This window comes from Delftia sp. CH05 (assembly GCF_009827015.1).
Classification (GTDB): domain Bacteria; phylum Pseudomonadota; class Gammaproteobacteria; order Burkholderiales; family Burkholderiaceae_C; genus Comamonas; species Comamonas tsuruhatensis.
The window spans coordinates 55,903-76,556 of the sequence record NZ_WUMG01000006.1; the positions used below are offsets into that span (position 1 = coordinate 55,903).

Annotated in this window: 19 protein-coding genes; 4 read left to right on the forward strand and 15 right to left on the reverse strand. The window is 65.6% G+C overall.

Annotation, left to right across the window (positions count from 1 at the left end; all coding sequences use genetic code 11):
* Positions 1–62: 62 nt before the first annotated feature.
* The 12 genes from accD to GRX31_RS07705 form a co-directional block, all read right to left on the reverse strand.
* Positions 63–938 carry an acetyl-CoA carboxylase, carboxyltransferase subunit beta gene (gene accD, locus GRX31_RS07650; RefSeq protein ID WP_016447771.1) on the reverse strand — a complete coding sequence of 292 codons (876 nt, stop codon included), beginning with the start codon at positions 936–938 and terminating at the stop codon, positions 63–65.
* 65 nt (positions 939–1,003) lie between these two features.
* Complete coding sequence (gene trpA / locus GRX31_RS07655; RefSeq protein ID WP_016447770.1) at positions 1,004–1,813, reverse strand: tryptophan synthase subunit alpha; 810 nt, start codon at positions 1,811–1,813, stop codon at positions 1,004–1,006.
* A complete protein-coding gene (gene trpB, locus GRX31_RS07660) occupies positions 1,810–3,066 on the reverse strand; it encodes a tryptophan synthase subunit beta (protein ID WP_016447769.1) in 1,257 nt (418 codons plus the stop codon). Before trpB ends, trpA begins: the two co-directional genes overlap by 4 nt.
* Positions 3,044–3,766 (reverse strand): phosphoribosylanthranilate isomerase, encoded by a 723-nt coding sequence (locus GRX31_RS07665; RefSeq protein WP_160852146.1) that lies wholly within the window; start codon positions 3,764–3,766, stop codon positions 3,044–3,046. The genes trpB and GRX31_RS07665 overlap by 23 nt, the downstream gene beginning before the upstream one ends.
* 32 nt (positions 3,767–3,798) lie before the next feature.
* Positions 3,799–4,647 carry a tRNA pseudouridine(38-40) synthase TruA gene (gene truA / locus GRX31_RS07670; protein ID WP_016447767.1) on the reverse strand — a complete coding sequence of 283 codons (849 nt, stop codon included), beginning with the start codon at positions 4,645–4,647 and terminating at the stop codon, positions 3,799–3,801.
* Between the two features lie 115 nt (positions 4,648–4,762).
* Positions 4,763–7,669 carry a FimV/HubP family polar landmark protein gene (locus GRX31_RS07675; RefSeq protein WP_202396517.1) on the reverse strand — a complete coding sequence of 969 codons (2,907 nt, stop codon included), beginning with the start codon at positions 7,667–7,669 and terminating at the stop codon, positions 4,763–4,765.
* Between the two features lie 367 nt (positions 7,670–8,036).
* The gene (asd, locus tag GRX31_RS07680; RefSeq protein ID WP_160852080.1) at positions 8,037–9,149 is read right to left on the reverse strand and encodes an aspartate-semialdehyde dehydrogenase; all 1,113 of its coding nucleotides are present in this window, start codon (positions 9,147–9,149) and stop codon (positions 8,037–8,039) included.
* A 375-nt stretch (positions 9,150–9,524) separates the two neighbouring features.
* Positions 9,525–10,595, reverse strand: a complete 1,071-nt coding sequence (leuB, locus tag GRX31_RS07685; RefSeq protein ID WP_016447764.1) for a 3-isopropylmalate dehydrogenase — start codon at positions 10,593–10,595, stop codon at positions 9,525–9,527.
* 96 nt (positions 10,596–10,691) lie between these two features.
* Positions 10,692–11,345, reverse strand: coding sequence for a 3-isopropylmalate dehydratase small subunit (gene leuD, locus GRX31_RS07690; RefSeq protein ID WP_016447763.1), 654 nt, complete (start codon positions 11,343–11,345; stop codon positions 10,692–10,694).
* A gap of 20 nt (positions 11,346–11,365) precedes the next feature.
* Positions 11,366–11,491 (reverse strand): entericidin A/B family lipoprotein, encoded by a 126-nt coding sequence (locus tag GRX31_RS07695; RefSeq protein WP_012207035.1) that lies wholly within the window; start codon positions 11,489–11,491, stop codon positions 11,366–11,368.
* A gap of 27 nt (positions 11,492–11,518) precedes the next feature.
* A complete protein-coding gene (gene leuC, locus GRX31_RS07700) occupies positions 11,519–12,940 on the reverse strand; it encodes a 3-isopropylmalate dehydratase large subunit (RefSeq protein WP_074921049.1) in 1,422 nt (473 codons plus the stop codon).
* 65 nt (positions 12,941–13,005) lie between these two features.
* A complete protein-coding gene (locus GRX31_RS07705) occupies positions 13,006–13,950 on the reverse strand; it encodes a LysR substrate-binding domain-containing protein (RefSeq protein ID WP_016447761.1) in 945 nt (314 codons plus the stop codon).
* A gap of 241 nt (positions 13,951–14,191) precedes the next feature.
* On the opposite strand from GRX31_RS07705, the gene GRX31_RS07710 reads away from it, so the two are divergent.
* Complete coding sequence (locus tag GRX31_RS07710; RefSeq protein WP_237426628.1) at positions 14,192–15,448, forward strand: SEL1-like repeat protein; 1,257 nt, start codon at positions 14,192–14,194, stop codon at positions 15,446–15,448.
* Positions 15,449–15,517: 69 nt separating this feature from the next.
* On the opposite strand, the gene dnaJ is transcribed toward GRX31_RS07710, so the two are convergent.
* From dnaJ to grpE, 3 genes are all read right to left on the reverse strand, one after another.
* Entirely contained in the window at positions 15,518–16,657 is a 1,140-nt protein-coding gene (gene dnaJ / locus GRX31_RS07715) for a molecular chaperone DnaJ (protein WP_017405356.1), read from the reverse strand.
* Between the two features lie 100 nt (positions 16,658–16,757).
* Entirely contained in the window at positions 16,758–18,707 is a 1,950-nt protein-coding gene (gene dnaK / locus GRX31_RS07720) for a molecular chaperone DnaK (protein ID WP_016447758.1), read from the reverse strand.
* A 114-nt stretch (positions 18,708–18,821) separates the two neighbouring features.
* Positions 18,822–19,367 (reverse strand): nucleotide exchange factor GrpE, encoded by a 546-nt coding sequence (gene grpE / locus GRX31_RS07725; protein ID WP_016447757.1) that lies wholly within the window; start codon positions 19,365–19,367, stop codon positions 18,822–18,824.
* 302 nt (positions 19,368–19,669) lie between these two features.
* On the opposite strand from grpE, the gene rpsF reads away from it, so the two are divergent.
* From rpsF to rpsR, 3 genes are read left to right on the forward strand one after another with little or no spacing between them, the layout of a single operon-like run.
* Positions 19,670–20,032: a 30S ribosomal protein S6 gene (rpsF, locus tag GRX31_RS07730; protein WP_012207028.1), complete on the forward strand. Its 363-nt coding sequence runs from the start codon at positions 19,670–19,672 to the stop codon at positions 20,030–20,032.
* Positions 20,033–20,058: 26 nt separating this feature from the next.
* On the forward strand, positions 20,059–20,349 hold the full coding sequence (priB, locus tag GRX31_RS07735) for a primosomal replication protein N (protein WP_016451191.1): 291 nt from the start codon (positions 20,059–20,061) through the stop codon (positions 20,347–20,349).
* A gap of 18 nt (positions 20,350–20,367) precedes the next feature.
* A complete protein-coding gene (gene rpsR, locus GRX31_RS07740; RefSeq protein ID WP_012207026.1) occupies positions 20,368–20,649 on the forward strand; it encodes a 30S ribosomal protein S18 in 282 nt (93 codons plus the stop codon).
* Positions 20,650–20,654: the final 5 nt, after the last annotated feature.

The window sequence follows — 20,654 nt, forward strand, 5'->3', positions numbered from 1 at the left end:
GGACGTGAAAAAGCCGCCGCAGGCACCCACCTGCGGCGGCTTTTTTGTGTCTGCGCGAGGCTTTACTGAACAGCGTCGGCCGGCAGGCGCTGCAGCATGGCAAGCGATGCGGCGATGCGGTCGCGCAGTTCGCGGCGGTCCACGATCATGTCCACGGCGCCCTTGTCCTGCAGGAACTCGGCGCGCTGGAAGCCTTCGGGCAGCTTCACGCGCACCGTGGTTTCGATCACGCGCGGGCCGGCGAAGCCGACCAGGGTCTTGGGCTCGGCAATGACGATGTCTCCCACGAAGGCGAAGCTGGCGGAGACGCCGCCGAAGGTGGGGTCGGTCAGCACCGAGACGTAGGGCAGGCCCTTCTTGGCCAGGCGTGTGAGCGCGGCGTTGGCCTTGGCCATCTGCATCAGGCTCAGCAGGCCTTCCTGCATGCGCGCGCCGCCGGTGGCGGTGAAGCAGATGAAGGGGACCTTCTGCTCGATGGCGGTCTCGACGCCACGCACGAAGCGCTCGCCGACCACGGAGCCCATGGAGCCGCCCATGAATTCGAACTCGAAGCAGGCTGCGACCACGTTGACGCTCTTGATGGCGCCGCCCATGACGACCAGGGCATCGGTCTCGCCGGTGTTCTCCAGCGCTTCCTTGAGGCGCTCGGGGTACTTGCGGCTGTCCTTGAACTTCAGGGCGTCGACAGGAATGACTTCCTGGCCGATCTCATAGCGGCCTTCGGCATCCAGGAAATGGTTCAGGCGGGCGCGCGCGCCGATGCGGTGATGGTGGCTGCAGCTGGGGCAGACGTTCTGGTTTTTCTCCAGATCGGCCTTGTAGAGCACGGTCTCGCAGCTCGGGCACTTGATCCACAGACCTTCGGGGATCTGCTGGAGGCGATCCGTAGGGTTGGTTTGCTGGATTTTGGCAGGCAGGAGTTTTTCAAGCCAGGACATGGTGTTTCCTTTTCAGGCGCAGGGCATGCGGCAGCGGGCCGCATGCAAGGGCTGCATTATGCGACCTACGCGTCGAGTGCCTTGCGCACGCCGCGCAGGAAGTCGATGGTCAGGGGGACGATCTTTTCGTGGGGCTGGCCGTCCAGCATCTCGATGATGCGGCTGCCGATCACCACCGCATCGGCCACGCGGCCGATGGCCTGTGCCGTGGCCGCGTCGCGGATGCCGAAGCCCACGCCCACGGGAATGCTCACGTGCTCGCGGATGCGCGGCAGCATGGCTTCCACGGCTGCCGTGTCGAGCGCGCCCGAGCCGGTCACGCCCTTGAGCGAGACGTAGTAGACATAGCCGCTGGCCACGCGCGCCACCTGCTGCATGCGCTCGGTGGTGGACGTGGGTGCCAGCAGGAAGATGAGGTCCATGTCGCGCGCACGCAGTTGCGCGGCGAATGCCTCGCACTCCTCGGGCGGGTAGTCCACGATGAGCAGGCCGTCGACGCCGGCTTCGGCCGCATCGTCCACGAAGCGGTCCTTGCCGTGGATCTGGTCGTAGCGCTCCACCGGGTTGGCATAGCCCATCAGCACCACGGGCGTGGTCTGGTTTTTCTGGCGGAACTCGCGCACATAGGCCAGCACCTGCACCAGGCCCACGCCGTTGGCGATGGCACGGTCGCCAGCCTTCTGGATGGTGGGGCCGTCGGCCATGGGGTCCGAGAAGGGCACGCCCAGCTCGATCACATCGGCGCCAGCTTCCACCATGCCGTGCATCAGCGACGGCGTGATGGCCGCGAACGGGAAGCCCGCGGTGATGTAGGGGATCAGGGCCTTGCGGCCATCTTCCTGGAGTTTGGTGAAAGTCGTGGTGATGCGGCTCATTGAGCTGCTCCTCCCTTGACCGTGAGCCCGCGCATGGAGGGACGGTCGTAATAGTCGGCGCCCGAGAGATCGGCCACGGTGCCGATGTCCTTGTCGCCGCGACCGGACAGGTTCACGAGGATGGACTGGTCGGCGCGCATGGTCTTGGCCAGTTGCATGGCATAGGCCACGGCATGGCTGGACTCCAGGGCGGGAATGATGCCTTCGGTGCGGCACAGGTAGTGGAAGGCGTCCAAGGCCTCCTGGTCCGTGATGCCCACGTATTGGGCGCGGCCCAGTTCCTGCAGCCAGGCGTGCTCGGGGCCGACGCCGGGATAGTCAAGGCCGGCGCTGATGCTGTGCGTCTCGGTGATCTGGCCGTTCTCGTCCTGCAGGATGAAGGTGCGGTTGCCGTGCAGCACGCCGCTGCTGCCGCGCTGCAGCGAGGCCGAGTGCTTGCCGCTGTCCAGGCCCTCGCCCGCAGCCTCGACGCCGATCAGGCGCGTGTTCTCGAACGGGATATAGGGGTGGAAGATGCCCATGGCATTGCTGCCGCCGCCTACGCAGGCGACCACGGCGTCGGGCTGGCGGTCGGCGCCCAGGAACTCGGGCATCTGCGTGAGGCATTCCTCGCCGATGACCTTCTGGAAGTCGCGCACCATCGCGGGATAGGGGTGGGGGCCGGCCACGGTGCCGATGATGTAGAAGGTGTTGTCCACGTTGGCCACCCAGTCGCGCATGGCCTCGTTGAGCGCATCCTTGAGCGTGCGGCTGCCCGATTCCACCGGCACCACGGTGGCGCCCAGCAGGCGCATGCGGTAGACGTTGGGGCTTTGGCGCTTCACGTCCTCGGAGCCCATGTAGACGATGCACTCGAGACCGTAGCGCGCGCAGATGGTGGCCGTGGCCACGCCGTGCTGGCCGGCGCCCGTCTCGGCAATGATGCGGGGCTTGCCCATGCGCCGGGCGAGCATGGCCTGGCCGATCACGTTGTTGATCTTGTGCGCGCCCGTGTGGTTGAGGTCTTCGCGCTTGAGGTAGATCTGCGCGCCGCCCATCTCGCGCGACATGCGCGCCGCGTGGTAGACGGGCGAGGGGCGGCCGACGAAATGGGCCAGCTCGGACTGGAATTCGGCAACGAATTCCGGGTCGTTCTGGTACTTGGCGTATGCGTCGCGCAGCTCGGTCAGAGCGTGTGTCAGGGTTTCGCTGGCAAAGCTGCCGCCGAAGCGGCCAAAGTGGCCAGATGCGTCAGGGTACTGGTATTCGAACATGGCTTGTCTGCAAAAGTTGGTCATCGGCCGCGCGCACGGCGGCGATGAATCGGTGTATCTTGCCGGCGTCCTTGATGCCCCTGAGGGGCTTGCCGTCGGGACCATCGGCCTCGACGCCGGAACTGACATCAACGGCCAGCGAGAGTCCTCGCGGGCGCACTTGCAAGATGCCATCGGTCACGTTTGCAGGCGTGAGTCCACCAGACAAAACGAGGTGAGAGGCGACGTTTGGTGGAAGGAGTGACCAATTGAATGCTTTTCCGCCACCACCATAGCCGTCGACATGGGCGTCGAGCAGTATGGCCTGGGCTTTCGAGTAACGCTGGGCATATTCTACGAGGTCGAAGCGCGCGGCATCGGGACCAAGGGGAATGCGCGCGGCGCGCAGGAAGGCGCGGGTGCCGCCCGATGTGGCGGCAAGGCAGTCCTCGGGCGACTCGTCGCCGTGGAACTGCACGCAGGCGCCCGGGATGGCGGCGCAGGCGGCCATCACGTTGGCGGCGCTTTCATTGACGAACAGCAGCACCGGTGTCACGAAGGGCGGCAGGCGCCGCGCCAGCTCGGCGGCACGCTGCACCGTCACGGCGCGCGGGCTGGGGGCGTAGAGGACAAAGCCCACGGCGTCGGCGCCGGCGGCCGCGGCTGCGTCCACATCCTGTTCGCGGGTGAGTCCGCAGATCTTGATTCGGGTGCGCTGCATGGGGGCTGAAGAATGGGGGAAGGCCTGCTCGTTCACGGGAGCCAATCATAGGCCGGGCTGCGCGAAGGAAGGCCCCATGAAGGATCGTATACGGGACCCAGAAAGTACAGGCCGTCCGGCGAGAAGGTGGGCGCGGCGGCATCGCGGGAGCGCGCCTCCAGCACCTGTTGCATCCACTGCGGCGCGTGTGTGCCCTGGCCTACGGCGAGCAGGCAGCCCATGATGTTGCGCACCATGTGGTGGAGGAAGGCGCTGCCCTCGAACTCGAATCGCCAGTAGCAGCATTCCATGGCTGCATCCCCGGGACGCATGGAGCTGGCCGCGGCCATCTGGGCGCCGTCGCCTGCCATGCGGCGGGTGATGGACAGGCGGTGCAGTGTCTTGACGGGGGATTTGGCCTGGCAACCCGATGCGCGGAAAGAGCTGAAATCGTGCTCTCCCAGCAGGTGCTGGGCGGCGGCCTGCATGGCGTCACCGTTGAGTGCATGGAACACCCAGCCCACACGCCCGGCCTCCACGCTGGGCCGCACGGGCGACTGCAGCAGCACATAGGCATAGCGCCTGGCTGTGGCGCAGGCCCGTGAATGGAAGGAGTCGGGCACGGGCTGGGCCCATTGCACGGCGATGTCCGGCGGCAGGAAGGTGTTGGTGCCACGGACCCAGGAGAACGGGGCCCTGTCCAGCGGCGTGTCGAAGTGGACGACCTGCATGAGGCCGTGCACTCCGGCATCGGTGCGGCCCGCACAGAGGGTGTGGACCTCCTGAGCGGCAAAGCGGCCCAGGGCCGCTTCGAGATGGTCTTGAATGGTGTTGCCAGACAGCTGGCTTTGCCAGCCGCTGTAGCGCTGGCCGTTGTAGGCGACGCCGAGGGCTACGCGCATGGCGAGGCCTCCGGCATGGGTTGGGTGTGCATCAAGTTGTCAGTTTTCCATGGCGGCATGTACCACCGTGTCACGCGAAACCGGCACGCGGCGCCTGGGCAGGCGCCGTCGGGCTTCAGTCTATCTCGGCAAGGAGGCGCTGGGCTTTGGCCTTGAGATCGCCGTGGGCCTCGGAGATCACTTCCTCGATGAGTGTACGGGCTCCGTCGCTGTCGCCGATGGCATTGAATTCCTGGGCCAGGGCGAGCTTGGTGGCCAGCGGGTCTTCGGGCGCCGAAGGCGGCGTTGCGGCCGTGGGGGCGTCATTGCCCAGGTCCAGGGACAGGCTGCCCAGGTCGAATTCCAGCGATTCGGCCGGTTCCGGCTTGGCCTTGGCCGCCGTTTCCAGCACGCCGCCGGAATGCGCTGCTGCCGGCGCTTGGGCTGGCGCCTCGGTGCCCAGGTCTTCCAGGTTGAACTCCATGGCGTCCAGCGACAGCAGATCGGTACTGGCGTGGCTGTCGTCCGTGGTGGAACCGGTCAGGGGCGAGGGTTCCGTGGCCGGGAAGCTGTCCGTGACCTGCCGTGTGACGGGCATGTCCAGCGGCAGCATCTCGGTCGGCTGCATGTCGCTCATGGCGCTGCTGTGGTTCAGGGCATCCGTCAGCGAGGCATGGGCCGTGGGCTGGAAGCCGGGCATGTCCAGCGATGCAGCAGGCGGCTCCACGCGGGGATCCATGCGAGGCGCCTCGCTTGCTGCGGGCTGCATGGGCTCCAGCGGCGCGCGCAGCGTGGGCTCCAGCGCAGCGAAGTCCTGTTCGCTGGGCATGGGGGCCGGTGCGGGCAGCGGGCTGGCGTGCTGCGCGGGCAGGCTGGCGTCGGCCAGGCCGCCGGGCAGGTCCATGTTGAGGTCCATGTCCAGGTCCATGGGCAGGGTGGCAGGGCCTTCGCGGTGCGCCTCCATGTCCAGGGGGCGGCTGGCCAGCGAGGCGGCCGCCAGTCCGGCAGCTGCCGCTGCGGCGCCGCCGGCAACGGCGGCCGCAGACAGGGGCGCGGCGCCGGCAGGCTGGTAGAGGGCGTTTTCCGGGTCCAGGATGCGGCCCTGGTCGGCCAGGCGCTGCCAGTCCACGCCCTTGCCCTGGGTCAGGCCGTGCAGGGTCTGCGCGACGGCCTCGAAGGCCTTGCGGTCATGGCGCTTGGCGTAGATGTCGGCCAGCTTCTGGTGCAGCGCGGTGCGGCTGGGATCGGTGCGCAGGGCTTCCTTGAGGATTTCCTCTGCCTGCAGGTCGCGGCCGTAGGCCAGGTAGACATCGGCCTCGGCCACGGGGTCCACATCGCCGGCATCGAGCTGACTGGGCGAGTAGTGCATGGAGGTGCCCGACAGCTGGCTCGATGTGCCGGTATCCACGCGTTGGCCGCCACTGGCTCCAAAGAAGGAATCGGCCGCGAGCTGGCTGTCGCCAAAGGCGCTTTCGCTGGAGGCTGCGGCAGCGCGGCGGCGCTGCATGACGCGGTAGCCACCATAGCCCAGCAGCAGGGCCAGCAAGGCGGCGCCGGCCAGCGGGATGGTGGGATCTTCCATCAGCGTATCGATGAAGCTGGGCTCGGCGATCGGTGCGACGGGGGCGGGTGCCGGCTTGGGCTTCGGCGGCTCGGCAGGAGCGGGCGTGGCGGGCACGGCTTCTGCCGCGGGCGCTGCCGGGCCTGCAGCATTGGCTGCGGCGTCTGGAGCAGCAGCGGTGGCGGCAGCGGCCGCAGCGGCTGCGTCGGCAGTCGCCGCCGGGGCCGGGGGCGTTGTCTGGGGTGCTGCAGCTTCAGGCGCTGCAGGCACGGTCGGCGCGCCCGGCACAGCAACGCCGTTTGCCGTGCCGCTGGTTGCCGAGGCAGGTGCTGCAGCAGCACCTTCGGCGGGCTTGGTGGCGGCGGCGATCTGGCTCAGCTCGGACATGTTGCGCTGCAGTTCGGCCGTGCGCGATGCCTGGTCGTCGGACTGCTTTTGCTTGGCCAGGCGCTCGTCTGCCTCCACGCCCTTGACAGCACCTTTGGACAGGGTGAGCTTGTCGGGTGCGGCGGTGGAGGGCTTGCGGTCTTCGACCTGGGCCTGGACGCTGCCCGATGCTTCACGATTGGCCGATGCCACGGGCGCGGCCGGTGCGGCGCTGGCCAGCTGGCGGCGGAACTGGTTGAAATCCCGGGACTGGGCTGCAACGATCTGGCGCGCCTCGCGCGGCGAGGTGGCCTGTGCCGTGGCCTCGTCAGGCACGGTGAGCACGGCGCCGGAGCGCATGCGGTTCACATTGCCGTTGATGAAGGCCTTGGGATTGGAGCGCAGCATGGCCACCAGCATCTGGTCCAGCGAAACGCCTGCGGGCAGGTGGGCGGCGGCAATGCGGCCGGCCGTGTCTCCGGTCTTGATGCGGACCTCGGATGCTTCGGACGGCGCCGGCGCTGCAGCAGCGCGCTCGCGGGCTGATGCGGTGCCCCGGCGCGGGGCTGCCGGAGCAGGGGCTGGACGGCTTTCCTCGGTGTTGCCTGCGGCAGCTGGCGAGGGGGCCGGCGCGGCGCGGCGCGGTGCGGCGCCCGGTTCGGGGGCGGAGGCCTGGGCTGCAGCCGTCACGGCAGGCGGCAGCTTTTGCAGGGTGGGCGGATCCAGCAGCAGGGTGTAGTTGCGCTGCAGGTTGCCCGAGGCCCAGCTGGCGTCGATCACCAGATCGACAAATGGCTCGTTGACGGGCTGGGTGCTTGTGAGTCGCAGCACGGCCGATCCGTCCGCGCGACGCTGCACGCTGACGCGCACCTGGCTGGCCGTGGCGTTGTACTCCATGCCCTGGGTGCGGAAGACGCCGGGAGAGGCCACGCCCACGCGCAGGCCTTCGGCTTCAGCCGCCGTGATCTGGGGGATTTCGACTTCGGCACGCAGGGGCTCGCCCAGGGCCGATTGCACGTTCACCCGGCCCAGAGCCAGTGCCCAGGCCTCGGAGGCGGGCAGTGCGACCGAGACGACGGCCGCAGCGGCCAGCACAGAGAGTTTCCAACGATGCATAAAGCGTCAAACCTGTGTGGATGCAATTGGGCGGGCACTATTGTTATTGTGAGGATGCCCGCGTTTGCACATGTAATTGAAATTTACCCGGGGATAGATGGCACGCCATATACCAAGGTGCTTGGGTCGCATTGTCGGCCACGCTATAGGATCGCAAGCGTCTGGTTGCCGGTGAACGCTGCCAGTTGTTGTCGAACGGCAACGAGAAGAAACACAATGTATCTTCGGTGATTGTAGGCAACCGCCTACAGTCAGGGGACAAGAGACTTGGGCATTGTGCCCAATCGCACAGGGTTTAAAGCCGAAAAAAGCGCCATGTCCCGGGCCAGGACATGGCGCTTTTTGTGTTGGCTCAAGCCGGCGGTGCTCAGGCGGCCAGCAGGATGCGCAGCATGCGGCGCAGCGGCTCGGCGGCGCCCCACAGCAGTTGGTCGCCGATCACGAAGGCCGACAGGTATTCGGGGCCCATGTTCAGCTTGCGCACGCGGCCCACGCCGACTTCCAGGCCGCCGGTGATGGCGGCGGGCGTCAGTTCCTTGACGGTGATGGCGCGTTCATTGGGCACCCACTTCACCCAGGGGTTGCCGGACTTGATGATGGCTTCCAGCTCCTGCAGGGGCAGGTCCTTCTTGAGCTTGAGGGTCAGCGCCAGGCTGTGGCAGCGCATGGCGCCGATGCGCACGCACAGGCCGTCGACGGGAATGGTCTGCTCCGTGCCCAGGATCTTGTTGACCTCTGCCTGGCCCTTCCACTCTTCCTTGGACTGGCCGTTGTCCAGCTGTGCGTCGATCCAGGGGATCAGGCCGCCAGCCAGAGGCGCGCCGAAGAATTCGGTGGGCACATCGGTGCGGATGGTCTGGGCCACCTTGCGGTCGATATCCAGGATGGCGGAGGCGGGCGTGGCCAGCTCGTCGGACACGGCCGCATGCACCACGCCCATGCCCTTGAGCAGTTCGCGCATGTGGTTGGCGCCGCCACCGGAGGCTGCCTGGTAGGTCATGGAGCTGACCCATTCCACGAGACCGGCCTTGAACAGGCCGCCCAGCCCCATCAGCAGGATGGAGTTGGTGCAGTTGCCGCCAATCCAGTTCTTGCCGCCCGCGGCGAGCTTGGACTGGATCAGGCCTTCATTGACGGGGTCGAGCACGATGACGGCATCGCCTTCCATGCGCAGCGACGATGCGGCATCGATCCAGTGGCCGTTCCAGCCCGAGGCGCGCAGCTGGGGGAAGACTTCCTTGGTGTAGTCACCGCCCTGGCAGGTGATGATGATGTCGCACTTGGACAGCTCGGCAATGTCGTTGGCATTGCGCAGCTCGGTGTGGGTCTTCGCCATGGCCGGGGCCTTGCCGCCGGCGTTGGAGGTGGAGAAGAAAACGGGCTCGATCAGGTCGAAATCGCTCTCTGCCTGCATGCGGTCCATCAGCACGGAGCCGACCATGCCGCGCCAGCCCACCAGGCCTACCAATTGCTTGCTCATTTTTGAAACGCCCTTTCAGTGTGAAAACAGTGCTGGATCAAGACTGTTGTCGCCCGGCTCGTCTGGGCCAGGTGAGGGCGCACGACGAACCGGGCTGGGTCAGCCTTTGATTGTCGTAATGGTTGTGGATGTGATTGCGCGCACGGCCACACCAGCCTGGGCGGCGGATGCAATGTTCAGCAGGAGGAACGGGCGGGCGGCAAACATAAGAGCAGTCATTCTAGCGAATACGCCAGGAAAGAGAATGTCTGTTTGATGAATATCTTCGTCGAAATGGCGAAAAGCAGACGTCTGTTTTGACGCTTTGCCAAGTTCTGGAAAATCCTGGCCAGGCAGGGCAGCCGCAAGCCCGGAGGCTCGCGGCTGTCGTGGACGTCAGGCCAGCGCGGCCACCACGGCATCGCCCATCTCGCGGGTGGAGACCTTGGTCGTGCCTTCGCTGTGGATGTCGGCCGTGCGCAGGCCCTGGGCCAGGACCTTTTGCACGGCAGCTTCGATACGCTGTGCAGCAGCCTCCTGGTTCAGCGAGAAGCGCAGCATCATTGCAGCCGACAGGATGGTGGCCAGCGGATTGGCAATGCCCTTGCCCGCAATGTCGGGGGCCGAGCCATGGCTGGGCTCGTACAGACCCTGGCCCTTGGCGTTGAGCGAGGCAGAGGGCAGCATGCCGATGGAGCCGGTGAGCATGGAGGCTTCATCGGACAGGATGTCGCCAAACATATTGCCCGTGACCACCACGTCGAAGCGCTTGGGCTCCTTGACCAGTTGCATGGCGGCGTTGTCCACGTACATGTGGTCCAGTTGCACGTCGGGGTACTGCTGGCCTACCTCGGTGACCACGTCCTTCCAGAACTGGAAGGTTTCCAGCACGTTGGCCTTGTCCACGCTGGTCACGCGCTTGCTGCGCTTTTGCGCGGCCTGGAAGGCCACGTGGGCGATGCGCTCGATTTCGGGCTTGGAGTAGCGCATGGTGTCGAAGGCTTCCTCGGCGCCGGGGAAGTGGCCGTCGGTGGCCACGCGGCGGCCGCGCGGCTGGCCGAAGTAGATGTCGCCGGTCAGCTCGCGGATGATGAGGATGTCCAGGCCTGCGACCAGTTCGGGCTTGAGGCTGGAGGCATGGGTCAGCTCCGCATAGCAGATGGCCGGGCGGAAGTTGGCAAACAGACCCATGTGCTTGCGCAGGCCCAGGATGGCCTGCTCGGGGCGCAGCGGGCGGTCCAGCGTGTCGTACTTCCAGTCGCCCACGGCGCCGAACAGCACGGCGTCGGACTCCATGGCCAGCTTCAGCGTGGATTCGGGCAGCGGGTGGCCGGCAGCTTCGTAGGCAGCGCCGCCCACGGGGGCGGTCTGCATGTCGAAGTCCAGGCCCAGGGCGCCCAGCACCTTCACGGCTTCCGCAACGATTTCGGGGCCGATGCCATCACCGGGCAAGACTGCGATTTTCATGGTGTTCCTTTTGAGAGACTGTTCGGATGGTGGAAGGCCGCCGGCGGCTGGTTCAGCAACGCCTGCGGCCCATTGATGCGCGCAAGTGGAGATCGATCAGCGCTGCACCAGCGTGTGGGCCAGCCAGGGCTTGGTGGCCAGGCGCTCGGCCTCGTAGGCGCGGATCTTGTCGGCATGGCGCAGGGTCAGGCCGATGTCGTCAAAACCGTTGAGCAGGCAGTACTTGCGGAAGGCAATGACGTCGAAGGGGATCTCCTCGCCCTGCGGGCGCACGATCACCTGGCGATCCAGATCGATGGTCAGCTCGTAGCCGGGGAAGGCCGCGATCTCGTTGAACAGCATGTCGATCGTGGCTTCGGGCAGCACGATGGGCAGCAGGCCGTTCTTGAAGCAGTTGTTGAAGAAGATGTCGGCGAAGCTGGGTGCCAGGATGGCGCGAAAGCCGTACTGGTCCAGGGCCCAGGGCGCGTGCTCGCGGCTGGAGCCGCAGCCGAAGTTCTTGCGTGCGACCAGGATGGAGGCGCCCGCATAGCGCGGCTGATTGAGCACGAAGTCGGGGTTGGGCTTGCGCGAGGCCGGGTCCTGGCCGGGTTCGCCATGGTCCAGGTAGCGCCACTCGTCGAACAGGTTCACGCCGAAGCCGGTCTTCTTGATCGACTTGAGGAACTGCTTGGGAATGATGGCGTCGGTGTCGACGTTTTCGCGGTCCATGGGGGCGACAAGGCCCTTGTGCACGGTGAATTGTTGCATGGCAGTATCGAATTCAGGGTTCAGCGGGCGGCGCGTTCGATGGCGCTGCCCGCGCTTTGCACGTCCTGGCCAATGCCCTTGACGGTATTGCAGGCGGCCAGGGTGAAGGCCAGGCCGATCAGGAGGATCGAGAAGGAAGGCTTCATGGTGTGCTGGCGGGGGCAGTTGCGGGTTCAGGAGAATCTGCGGATGTCCACGAAGTGGCCGTGGATGGCCGCGGCAGCGGCCATGGCGGGGCTCACCAGGTGGGTGCGTCCGCCCGCGCCCTGGCGGCCTTCGAAGTTGCGGTTGCTGGTGGAGGCGCAGCGCTCGCCGGGCTCCAGGCGGTCGGCGTTCATGGCCAGGCACATGGAGCAGCCGGGTTCGCGCCATTCAAAGCCTGCCGCCTTGAAGATCTGGTCCAGGCCTTCGCGCTCGGCCTGCTCCTTGACCAGGCCCGATCCGGGCACCACCATGGCCAGCTTGATGTTGCGTGCCACCTTCTGGCCCAGCTTCTTGACCACGGCGGCGGCTTCGCGCATGTCTTCGATGCGGCTGTTGGTGCACGAGCCGATGAAGACCTTGTCCACGAAGATGTCGTCGATGGCCTTGCCGGGTTCCAGCGCCATGTAGGTCAGCGCGCGCTCGATGGCTCCGCGCTTGCTGGCATCCTTTTCCTTGTCGGGATCGGGCACGCGGGCATCCACGCCCAGCACCATTTCGGGCGAGGTGCCCCAGGTGACCTGCGGCACGATCTCGCTGGCCTGCAGCTCGACCACGCGGTCGAACTTCGCATCGGCATCGGAGTGCAGCGTCTTCCAGTAGGCGACGGCGGCGTCCCATTCGGCGCCGGTGGGCGCCAGCGGGCGGCCCTTGACGTAGGCGATGGTCTTGTCGTCCACGGCCACCAGACCGGCGCGTGCGCCGCCTTCGATGGCCATGTTGCAGACCGTCATGCGGCCTTCCATGCTCAGGTCGCGGATGGCCTCGCCTGCGAACTCGATGGTGTAGCCCGTGCCGCCGGCCGTGCCGATCTTGCCGATGATGGCCAGCACGATGTCCTTGGCCGTGATGCCGGGCGCCGCCTTGCCGCTGACGTTGATCAGCATGTTCTTGGCCTTCTTGGCCAGCAGGGTCTGGGTGGCCATCACGTGCTCGACTTCGGAGGTGCCGATGCCGTGGGCCAGTGCGCCGAAGGCGCCATGCGTGGACGTGTGGCTGTCGCCGCAGACCACGGTCATGCCGGGCAGGGTGGCGCCTTGCTCGGGACCCATGACGTGGACGATGCCCTGGCCCTTGTCCATGAAGGGAAAGAAGGCCGCAGAGCCGAACTCGCCGATGTTGGTGTTCAGCGTGGTGATCTGTTCCTTGCTGATGGGGTCGGCAATGCCGTCATAGCCGCGCTCCCAGCCGTCGGTGGGTGTGTTGTGGTCGGCCGTGGCCACCACCGAGCTGATGCGCCACAGCTTGCGGCCGGCCATGCGCAGGCCTTCGAAGGCCTGGGGGCTGGTGACTTCGTGCACCAGGTGGCGGTCGATGTAGAGGACGGCGGTGCCGTCATCCTCGGTGTGGATGACATGCTCGTCGAAGATCTTGTCGTAGAGGGTGCGTCCCATGGCGTTCTCGAATGGTTGGTGTCGTGGGGAAATTCTTGGATGTGCATCCGGCGGGCAAGGGGCCTTCAGGATGCGCTGGCCGGCGGGCTCAGGTGCTCCACCAGCAGGCGGGCCGTAACGGGTAACGCGTCGAAGTCGCGCGCCACGATGCTCAGCTCGCGCCGTGCCCAGTCGTCGCTGAGCTCCAGGGCGCGCAGATGGCCCACGCCGTGCATGAGCTCGAAGGCGCGGTCGGGGATCAGTCCCACGCCCAGGCCGTTGTCGATCATGCGGCACATGGCATCCAGGCTGGTGACCTGGATGCGCTGGTGCAGCGCATGCCCGGCCTGGGCCGCAGCCGCACGCATGGCCAGGCTGATGGAGGAGCCGGCCTGCAGGCTGACGATGTCCCATTCGAGCACATCGGCAAAGGCCACGCTGTCGCTGTGCGCCAGCGCGTGCTGCTCGGGCACCACGACGACCAGCCGGTCCTCGCGGTAGGGGCGGTGCTGCAGCGCGGGAGTGGCCTGGCCATTGCCCAGCGGCATGTATGCCATGGAGCAGATGCCGATGTCGGCCGTGCCTTCCTGCACCGCCGCCAGCACGGCGGGGCTGAGCTGCTCCTGCAGGTCGATCTTGACCTGGCCATGCTTGCGCGCGAAGACGCCCAGGTCTTCCGGCAGGAACTGCACGATGGCCGACATATTGGCGTGGATGCGTACATGGCCGCGCACGCCATCGGCGTACTCGGACAGCTCGCCCTGCATGCGCTCCAGGCCATACAGCACGTTGCGCGCGTGGTGCAGCAGGCTTTCGCCGGCAGGAGTGAGTGTCACGCCACGGCTGTGGCGATACAGCAGGGCCGTGTCTACGGTGGCCTCGAGGTCGGACAGGCGCTTGCTCACCGCCGAAGCGGCGATGAACTCGCGCTCTGCCGCTCGTCCGATGCTGCCAAGTTCGCAGACAGCCACGAACAGCTGCAAGGAGGTAAGGTCTATGCGCCGTGCAAAACTGCGCTCTGAATTCTTCATGTGGTGGGGTTCAGGCTTCTCATTAGGAGAAGTTGAATGGATTTTCTCGCACAAGTCATCGATCTGTCATCTTCAAGCGCGATGTCTTTGGTGATGTCGTGCGATTTCATGGAGATGGGGGTCATGCCTCGTGGCGATGGCTGCGGGCAGCCATGCCCGCCGGAACGCCGGTTGCATACTGAAAGAATTTGTCAATCTTTGCGCCAGTCGCCTGCATGGATTGCTGCAAAAATAAGAGCATATGAACGATCGATACCCGACGGGCCTGCGAGCCCTGCCTGCAGGCCTGTCATTGCTGCTGGCCGCAGCCCTGTCCTGCATGGCCGTCCCGGCGTCTGCCAAGCCGCAGCCACCAGCGAAGAACACGGCCAAGAGCGGCGCGAAGGCCCCCGCCAAGCCTGCGGCCAAGGCAGCTGCGAGGCCGACAGGCAAGATCGCCGTCAAATCCAAGGGCAAGCCGGCACCTGCCACCACCCGCAGCGCACCTGCCAAGGCGGCCGCCGCTGCAGGCGTGGTGGGCGGCGCTGCCGCAGCGGGGGCTGCAGCTGCAGCCGCAGGTGGCGGCGTGTCCAAGGGTGAGTCCGGCCTGAGCGCTGCCGAGCTTGCAGCGCTGCAGCAGCATGCCGAGCAGGGCGAGGCCAGCGCCCAGTACGCGCTGGGCTCGCTGTACAAGCGCGGCCAGGGCGTTGCCCTGGATGCGGAGACTGCCGCCCGGTGGTATGAGAAATCGGCCCAGCAAGGCTATGCGCCGGCTCAGTCCGACCTGGGTTTGATGTACGCCAATGGCCGTGGCGTGGTGCGCGACGATGCGCAGGCCGTGCAGTGGTATCGCAAGGCGGCCGAGCAGGGTGACGCCGTGGCACAGAACAACCTGGGCCTGATGCTGGCCGAGGGGCGCGGAGCCGCCAAGGATCCCGTCCAGGCCGTGCAATGGTTCCAGCGCTCGGCCGAACAGGGGGAGGCGGCCGGCCAGTACAGCCTGGGCGTGATGTATGCCACGGGCCGGGGCGTGGCCGAGGATGTGGTGCAGGCGCTGCGCTGGTTCGTGGCGGCGGCAGGCCAGGGCCATGTCGATGCGCAATTCAACGCCGGCATGCTCTATGCAGAGGGTGGCGTGGTCGATCGCGACATGGCGCAGGCCGCACACTGGCTGGAGAAGGCGGCCGAGCAGGGCAGTGCCGCAGCCCAGTCCAACCTGGGCGTTCTGTATGCCAATGGCCAGGGCGTGCCTGCCAGCGACAAGCAGGCCGCGCGCTGGCTGGAGCGTGCCGCCCAGCAGGGCGACGCGCTGGCGCAGTCCAATCTGGCCAGCCTCTATTCCTCGGGCAAGGGCGTGGAGCGCAGCCCGTCGCAGGCCTATTTCTGGATGCTGCTGGCAGCGGGCAAGGACAGCTCTCTGACGGCCAAGCGCGACAGCATGGCCCAGCCGCTGAGCGCGGCAGAGCGCGCACGTGCGGAGCGGCAGGCGGCGGCCTGGAAGGCCAAACCCGCTCCCTGAGCCCTGTTGAGGATGCACCAATGAAAAACGCCTCGGAAGAGGCGTTTTTGTTGGGGGCTCAGTGCTGCATCAACTGAAGAAGCTCTTGAGCCTGTCGGTCCAGCTCTCGCCGCTGGGCGAATGCTTGGCGCCGCCCTTCTTGAGCGATTCCTCCAGCTCGCGCAGCAGCTTGCGCTGGTACTCGGTCAGCTTGACGGGCGTCTCGACCACGATGTGGCAGTACAGGTCACCGGGGTAGCTGGAGCGCACGCCCTTGATGCCCTTGCCGCGCAGGCGGAACTGCTTGCCGGCCTGGGTGCCTTCGGGGATGTCGATGGCCGCCTTGCCCGAGAGGGTGGGTACCTCGATCTCGCCACCCAGCGCCGCCGTGATGAAGCTCACGGGCACATTGCAGTGCAGATCGTCGCCATCGCGCTCGAAGATGTCGTGGTCCTTGATGCGGATCTCGATGTAGAGATCGCCTGCAGGCCCGCCATTGGTGCCGGGTTCGCCATTGCCCGAGGAGCGGATGCGCATGCCGTCGTCGATGCCTGCGGGAATCTTCACTTCCAGCGTCTTCTGGCGCTTGACCTTGCCCTGGCCGCCGCAGCTGGTGCAGGGTTCGGGAATGATCTTGCCGGTGCCTCTGCAGTGCGGGCAGGTCTGCTGCACGCTGAAGAAGCCCTGGCGCATCTGCACGCTGCCCATGCCGTTGCAGGTGGTGCAGGTCTTGGCGCTGGTGCCGGGCTTGGCGCCGCTGCCGTGGCAGGTGTCGCAGCTGTCCCAGCTGGGGATGCGTATCTGCGCATCCTTGCCGTGGGCAGCCTCTTCCAGCGTGATCTCCATGGCATAGCTGAGGTCGTTGCCACGGTAGACCTGGCGGCCGCCACCTGCGCCGCCGCGCCGCCCGCCCTGGTTGAACATGTCGCCGAAGATGTCGCCAAAGGCCTCGGCAAAGCCGCCAAAGCCTTCTGCGCCGCCGCCCATGCCGCGGTTGGGGTCCACGCCTGCGTGGCCGTACTGATCGTAGGCCGCGCGTTTGTTGCTGTCGGAGAGCATCTCGTAGGCCTCCTTGGCCTCCTTGAATTTCTCTTCCGCCTCGCGTGCGGCATCCCCCTGGTTGCGGTCAGGGTGGTACTTCATCGCCAGCTTGCGATAAGCCTTCTTGATGTCGTCGTCCGAGGCGTTCTTGGCAACGCCGAGGACCTCGTAAAAATCGCGTTTGGACATGGTGTTTGCTAGCCAGTCAGTGAGAACAGGAACGCCGCGTCAGCCCCTTGGCAGGGCCGAGCGCGGCGGCAAGCGGTCGTCAAGGGACCACGCGCTGGGTTCAGTCCTTCTTGACTTCCTTGACTTCGGCGTCGACGACGTTGTCGTCAGCGGCTGCAGCACCGGCCGAGGCGCCTGCAGCACCGGCGGCTGCTGCGGCGGCTGCTGCCTCGGGGGCGCCCGCTGCCTGTGCATCGGCGTACATCTTCTCGCCGAGCTTCTGGCTGACCGTCATCAGCGCCGTGGTCTTGGCGTCGATGGCGTCCTTGTCCTCGCCCTTGAGCGCTTCTTCCAGGTCCTTGACGGCGCTCTCGATGGCGGTCTTCTCGCCAGCGTCGAGCTTGTCGCCATGCTCGCCCAGGCTCTTCTTGACGCTGTGCACGGCAGCCTCGCCCTGGTTGCGGGCCTGGACCAGTTCCAGCTTCTTCTTGTCGTCGGCGGCGTTCAGCTCGGCGTCCTTGACCATCTTCTGGATCTCTTCCTCGGACAGGCCGGAGTTCGCCTTGATGGTGATCTTGTTTTCCTTGCCCGATGCCTTGTCCTTGGCGGACACGTTCAGGATGCCGTTGGCGTCGATGTCAAAGGCCACTTCGATCTGGGGCACGCCACGCGCGGCCGGCGGGATGCCTTCGAGGTTGAACTCGCCCAGCATCTTGTTGCCCGAAGCCATTTCGCGCTCGCCCTGGAACACCTTGATCGTCACGGCAGGCTGGTTGTCGTCGGCCGTCGAGAAGGTCTGTGCGAACTTCGTCGGGATGGTGGTGTTCTTGGTGATCATCTTGGTCATCACGCCACCCAGCGTCTCGATGCCCAGCGACAGCGGTGTCACGTCCAGCAGCAGCACGTCCTTGCGGTCACCCGACAGAACCTGGCCCTGCACGGCGGCGCCCACGGCCACGGCTTCGTCGGGGTTCACGTCCTTGCGGGGATCCTTGCCGAAGAATTCCTTGACCTTTTCCTGCACCTTGGGCATGCGGGTCATGCCGCCGACCAGGATGACGTCATCGATGTCGGACACGGACACGCCTGCGTCCTTGATGGCCGTGCGGCAGGGCGCAATGGTGCGCTCGATCAGGTCCTCGACCAGGCTTTCCAGCTTGGCGCGGGTCAGCTTGATGTTCAGGTGCTTGGGGCCCGAGGCATCGGCCGTGATGTAGGGCAGGTTGATGTCAGTCTGGGCCGAGTTCGACAGCTCGATCTTGGCCTTCTCGGCGGCTTCCTTCAGGCGCTGCAGGGCCAGCACGTCCTTGGACAGATCGACGCCCTGTTCCTTCTTGAACTCGGTGATGATGTAGTCGATGATGCGCTGGTCGAAGTCTTCGCCGCCCAGGAAGGTGTCGCCGTTGGTCGACAGCACTTCGAACTGCTTTTCGCCGTCCACATCGGCGATTTCGATGATGGACACGTCGAAGGTGCCGCCGCCCAGGTCATACACGGCGATCTTGCGGTCGCCCTTGTCGGTCTTGTCCAGGCCGAAGGCCAGGGCCGCCGCCGTGGGTTCGTTGATGATGCGCTTGACTTCCAGGCCGGCGATGCGGCCGGCGTCCTTGGTGGCCTGGCGCTGGGCGTCGTTGAAGTAAGCGGGCACGGTGATCACGGCCTCTGTCACGGGCTCGCCCAGGTAGTCCTCGGCGGTCTTCTTCATCTTGCGCAGCACTTCGGCGGAAATCTGCGGCGGGGCCAGCTTCTGGCCGCGCACTTCCACCCAGGCGTCGCCGTTGTCGGCACGCGAGATGGTGTAGGGCATCAGGTCGATGTCCTTTTGCACTTCCTTCTCGTCGAACTTGCGGCCGATCAGGCGCTTGGCGGCATAGATGGTGTTGCGGGGGTTGGTGACCGCCTGGCGCTTGGCCGAGGCGCCGACGAGGATCTCGCCGTCTTCCTGGTACGCAATGATAGACGGCGTGGTGCGCGCACCTTCGCTGTTCTCGATCACGCGCGTGGTGTTGCCGTCCATGATGGCCACGCAGCTATTGGTGGTGCCCAGGTCAATACCGATGATTTTTCCCATTTTGAGTTCTCTCCGCGTTCTGTGAAATGTTTGAATGACTGCTAACTTGTGGCCGGCTCGCGCAGCTTCAAGGGGCTTGTCCCCTTTTTTGTCAGTGCTGCCGTGAGTGCCCGCTTACTGGGGCTGGGCCACGGTCACGAGGGCCGGGCGCAGGATGCGGTCGGCGATCAGGTAGCCCTTTTGCAGCACCGACACCACGGTGTTGGCTTCCTGCTGTGCAGGCACCATGCTGATCGCCTGGTGCAGGTTGGGGTCGAATTTCTCGCCGGCAGCCGGATTGATGGTCACGACCTTGTTGCGCTCAAGGGCCGAGGTCAGCTGGCGCAGCGTGGCGTCGGCGCCTTCGCGCAGCTGTTCCGGCGTGGCCTGTTGAATGGCCAGGGCGGCATCCAGGCTGTCGCAGACAGGCAGAAGGCTTTCGGCAAAGCTCTCGATGCCGAATTTGCGCGCCTTGGAGACTTCGTCTTCTGCGCGGCGGCGCACATTCTCGGCCTCGGCCTTGGCGCGCAGGAACTGGTCTGCCAGCTCGGCGCTCTTGGCCTTGAGTTCGGCCAGCTCGGCCTGCAGGCGCTGCAGCTCGTCGGCTGCATTGGCCGCCATGGCGGCTTCGATTTCTTCCGGGGCTGCGTCTTGCAAGGGGTTGGAGTTTTGTTCAGACATGGATAGAGACTTCAGCTACAAAACAAAGCGGTCGCCAGACTGGAGGCCAGGCGATTGCACGATCTTGAATCGAGATGCGAGCGGATCGGTGTATTTTCAAGGGCTTTGTGCATGTGCATCCGCGCGGCAGAGGTACACGGTGAGGGCAAAAGCCGGGCGGCGGGGCAAAAGCCCCACACAGATCCGGGGTCTCGGGCAGTGCGAAGTGTACAGATGGAAGAGGGCTGCGCTAGAATCCAATGCTTTGCCTTGCCGCACCGCTACAAGACGCAGTGGGCGGCGTTTTCCCAAAAGGAGTCGATATGCGTCATTACGAAATCGTTTTGTTGATCCACCCGGATCAGAGCGAGCAGGTTCCCGCCATGCTGGAACGCTACAAGGGCATGATCACCGCTGGCGGTGGCAAGGTCCATCGCGAAGAAGACTGGGGCCGTCGCCAACTGGCTTACATGATCAACAAGCTCGCCAAGGCCCACTACCTGTGCCTGAACATCGAAGCCGACCAGGCTGTGATGGCTGAGCTGGAGCATGCCTTCAAGTTCAACGATGCCGTGCTGCGTCACCTGACGGTTCAGAAGAAGAAGGCCGACACTGCGCCTTCCTCGATGATGAAGACCGTCGAGCGTGAAGAGGCCCGCAAGGCCAGCCAGACCGAACAGGCCTGAGCCCAGCCCTGTCAGAACCTGAAGGAGTGGAGAACCACGTTGTACTGACGGCCGCCATCGCAGAGCTTCAAGCACTGCGCTACACGCCGGCAGGGCTGCCAGCCCTTGAACTGCGACTCGAGCATGCGTCGCGGCAAAAAGAGGCAGGAAGCGAGCGCAGCGTGACGGCATCTGTCAAGGCGGTGGCCTTTGGCGCGCTGGCTGAAAAGCTGGCCCGCCAGGCGCTCGGCAGCCAGTGGAAGTTCCAAGGCTTCCTGGCAACGCCCCGCAACGGCAAATTGCTGGTTCTTCACATCCAGGACATTCAACAAAACTAATTTTCAAGAGGTCCAGAAATGGCCACGTTCAAGAAATTCAACAAGGACAAGCGCCCCAAGCGCAACACGCAGTCGCTGCTGTTCAAGCGCAAGCGCTTCTGCCGCTTCACCGTCGCCGGCGTCGAAGAAATCGACTACAAGGATGTGGACACCCTGCGTGACTTCATCGGTGAAAACGGCAAGATCGTCCCCGCTCGCCTGACCGGCACGCGCGCCATCTACCAGCGTCAGTTGAACACTGCCATCAAGCGCGCCCGCTTCCTGGCTCTGGTTCCTTACTCTGACCAGCACAAGATCTAAGGAAT

Bases quoted from the DNA above. Each gene is read 5' to 3' on its own strand.
- rpsF (WP_012207028.1), top strand. From the start codon at position 19,670: ATGCGTCATTACGAAATCGTTTTGTTGATCCACCCGGATCAGAGCGAG.
- asd (WP_160852080.1), bottom strand. From the start codon at position 9,149: ATGAGCAAGCAATTGGTAGGCCTGGTGGGCTGGCGCGGCATGGTCGGC.
- GRX31_RS07710 (WP_237426628.1), top strand. From the start codon at position 14,192: ATGAACGATCGATACCCGACGGGCCTGCGAGCCCTGCCTGCAGGCCTG.
- leuB (WP_016447764.1), bottom strand. From the start codon at position 10,595: ATGAAAATCGCAGTCTTGCCCGGTGATGGCATCGGCCCCGAAATCGTT.
- rpsR (WP_012207026.1), top strand. From the start codon at position 20,368: ATGGCCACGTTCAAGAAATTCAACAAGGACAAGCGCCCCAAGCGCAAC.
- leuD (WP_016447763.1), bottom strand. From the start codon at position 11,345: ATGCAACAATTCACCGTGCACAAGGGCCTTGTCGCCCCCATGGACCGC.
- trpA (WP_016447770.1), bottom strand. From the start codon at position 1,813: ATGAGCCGCATCACCACGACTTTCACCAAACTCCAGGAAGATGGCCGC.
- GRX31_RS07665 (WP_160852146.1), bottom strand. From the start codon at position 3,766: ATGCAGCGCACCCGAATCAAGATCTGCGGACTCACCCGCGAACAGGAT.
- leuC (WP_074921049.1), bottom strand. From the start codon at position 12,940: ATGGGACGCACCCTCTACGACAAGATCTTCGACGAGCATGTCATCCAC.
- truA (WP_016447767.1), bottom strand. From the start codon at position 4,647: ATGCGCGTAGCCCTCGGCGTCGCCTACAACGGCCAGCGCTACAGCGGC.
- dnaK (WP_016447758.1), bottom strand. From the start codon at position 18,707: ATGGGAAAAATCATCGGTATTGACCTGGGCACCACCAATAGCTGCGTG.
- GRX31_RS07675 (WP_202396517.1), bottom strand. From the start codon at position 7,669: ATGCATCGTTGGAAACTCTCTGTGCTGGCCGCTGCGGCCGTCGTCTCG.
- dnaJ (WP_017405356.1), bottom strand. From the start codon at position 16,657: ATGTCCAAACGCGATTTTTACGAGGTCCTCGGCGTTGCCAAGAACGCC.
- GRX31_RS07705 (WP_016447761.1), bottom strand. From the start codon at position 13,950: ATGAAGAATTCAGAGCGCAGTTTTGCACGGCGCATAGACCTTACCTCC.
- accD (WP_016447771.1), bottom strand. From the start codon at position 938: ATGTCCTGGCTTGAAAAACTCCTGCCTGCCAAAATCCAGCAAACCAAC.
- grpE (WP_016447757.1), bottom strand. From the start codon at position 19,367: ATGTCTGAACAAAACTCCAACCCCTTGCAAGACGCAGCCCCGGAAGAA.
- trpB (WP_016447769.1), bottom strand. From the start codon at position 3,066: ATGTTCGAATACCAGTACCCTGACGCATCTGGCCACTTTGGCCGCTTC.
- GRX31_RS07695 (WP_012207035.1), bottom strand. From the start codon at position 11,491: ATGAAGCCTTCCTTCTCGATCCTCCTGATCGGCCTGGCCTTCACCCTG.